This window comes from Desulfofundulus sp. (genome assembly GCF_049701015.1).
Classification (GTDB): Bacteria; Bacillota; Desulfotomaculia; order Desulfotomaculales; family Desulfovirgulaceae; genus Desulfofundulus.
This window is the reverse complement of the sequence record NZ_JBNATZ010000318.1, coordinates 1-2,491: the sequence shown is the minus strand read 5'-3', so window position 1 is coordinate 2,491 and position 2,491 is coordinate 1. Positions and strand designations below refer to the sequence as shown.

Genomic DNA, 2,491 nt, shown 5'->3' with positions numbered 1-2,491 from the left:
TTTGCGCAATTCGCTAAAGAGATGCGCAGGAGGACGCTGGTTTTGGTCCACCGGGACAAGTTAGTGCGGCAGACCGTAGCAAAGTTCAGGCTGGTCTGGCCGGAGGCCGATGTGGGCATAATCAAAGCCGCCGAGAACGAGCTGCACAAGACGGTCACGGTTGCCAGCGTCCAGACCCTTTCCCGTGTGAGCAGGCTGAAGATGTTCCTGGACGCGCAGAAAGATGCCGGGCCGGTGGAAGTGGTCATCGTGGACGAGTCCCACCACGCCGTGGCGAGGACCTACCGGCGGGTGCTGGACGCTTTCCCTGATGCTGTAAGGCTCGGTTTCACTGCTACGCCCGCCCGGGCCGATAAGATAAGCCTGGGGGAAGTATTCGATGAGGTGGCCGTCCAGCTGTCCATCGGGGACCTGGTGCGCAGGAAGTACCTGGTGCCTTTGAGGGGGCTGGTGGTCAGGACGGAGACCGAGCTGGACGGCGTAAAGGCCCGTTCGGACGACTTCGTGCAGGGCGAGCTGGCTGAGACGGTCAACACCGTGCCCAGGAACAGGGAAATCGTGCGGGCGTACATCGAGCACGGGGAAGGCCGGAAGGCGGTGGCGTTCTGCGCGTCGGTGGGACACGCCGCTGATCTGGCATCTGAGTTCAACAGGCAGGGGGTAACCGCGGCGGCAGTCTCCTGCCACATGGGCATCGAAGACCGCCGCGAGGTTCTTGAGAAATTCATGCGCGGCGAGATTCAGGTGGTCACCAACTACGGCATCCTGACCGAGGGGTTTGACGACCCGTCCGTGCAGTGCATCATCATGGCCCGGCCCACGAAGAACCGGTCCCTGTACATCCAGATGGTCGGGCGCGGGGCGAGGATAGCGCCGGGCAAGAAGGACTGCCTGGTGCTGGACGTGGTGGACATCAGCAGGAAGCACCGGCTGGTACAGCTGACCGACCTGCGCGGGGCGGACGGCAGGACGGACAAGGAAATCGCCAGGGACCAGGCCAGGGCGCTGTGGCGCGAGGTAGTGAAGGTACTGACCGGGGAAGCGAGAGACCTGGCCGAGTCCGGTGTCCCGGTGAGTGTCTATCCTGTGGGCGAAACGGAGTCCGGGGATTTCACCCTGGCTGTCGATTTCCCTGTATATTGCAGCCGGGAAATTGGGGAAGAACACGAGCGGCGGGCCGGGGTCCTGCGTGCCGTACTCGCGGAAGGGACGGAGACCTGGGACGCGATCAACAGTGCGGTCCGGGTAGCGGCGGGGAAAATCGGCGCGGAGGTCGGCCTGCCGGAGAAGTTCGCCTGGACGGTCAGGTTTGCCCCGTCGGTGGTTTTCGTTAAGTCCGGTGAGCGCAAGGAAATGTCCGGCGGCCATGACAAAGGAGACGGGGAAGCAACTGCCGTGGTGGTGGAAGACCTGGGCGACATGACCGGGTTCGCCTGGGTACAGGTGACACCCGACCTTTGGGTATTGCAGCTGCCCGACCTGAAGCTGTCCCTGAAGCGCCGGGGTGCGGGTTGGGTAGCGCTGTGTGAACGGCGAGAAGGCACAATTCAGCAGCTCACGCCGGAACCGATGCCTTTGGACTGGGCTTTAAACTTAGCAGATAGCTACATCAAAGAAAATGCGCAAGAAAGCATGATCCTGGTGGATAAGAACGCCGGGTGGCGGGGACTGGAACCCACGGAAAAGCAGATAGCCGTGCTGCGGGAATACGGGCTGCCGGTACCGAGGACCAGGGGGGAAGCCTCTGTCATGATCGGCCAGCTGTTTGCCGCGAGAGGAGTGCGGAAGCACCGGGAAGCGAGATAGAGTTTTGCAGTGCGGGCGCGGCTGCCGGAGTTCCTCGATTTTCTCCAGTTGACTGGAAGAAACTGTGTGTAACGCTTTTGCAGTGCCCGGAAGCCTTGATATTTCCGGGCTAGCGGGTCTTTGGGGGCTGACTGGGAAAATCTGTGTGTAACGCTTTTGTAACGCCCGGAAGCCCTGGTATTCCTGGGCTGAGCGGTTCTTGCGGCCCGTTACAAAAAAATGTGCTTTTCTTTTATTGAGGGGAGGGGGAATTCAGTGGAGGAGCTCCTGAGCGAAGTGATCGGGAAGATCAGGGAGAACCCCGGAGCGGAGTTTGCGGACGTATTCACGCCGGACGTCGTGGGCAGGCTGGCCGCGCTGACCGAGCGCGAGTACGAGAGCTTCAAGGTGCAGCTGGAGGCGTATTTGATCATGAACGGCCTGAGCGTGCCCGGGATGACGGAGAGGAAGCTGGACCGGCTGGTGCGGGCGGCAGCGGAGAGAATGGACGCGGAGCGGTCGAGGCTGCCGGCGGTGCCGCTGCTGGACCGGTGCCCGGGCGCGCCCGGTGGCGAGGGGCTGGTCGTCCCGCCGGGGTGGTACCTGTCAGATGAGGGGGTCTTCCGCACGGACGAGGCGGGGGTGCCGTCAGTGCGCGTGTGCCGGTCGCCGGTGTACGTCTCCGCGAGGCTGGTCGACCTCGAGC

Annotated in this window: 2 protein-coding genes; both read left to right on the top strand. The window is 62.9% G+C overall.

Going from position 1 to position 2,491, the window contains the following annotated elements; genetic code table 11:
- On the top strand, positions 1-1,806 hold a 1,806-nt coding region (locus tag ACPLUI_RS13825), incomplete at its 5' end, for a DEAD/DEAH box helicase (protein WP_424660828.1).
- Between the two features lie 255 nt (positions 1,807-2,061).
- Positions 2,062-2,491, top strand: a 430-nt coding sequence (locus tag ACPLUI_RS13820) for a hypothetical protein (protein ID WP_424660827.1), incomplete at its 3' end; no start/stop codon positions are given.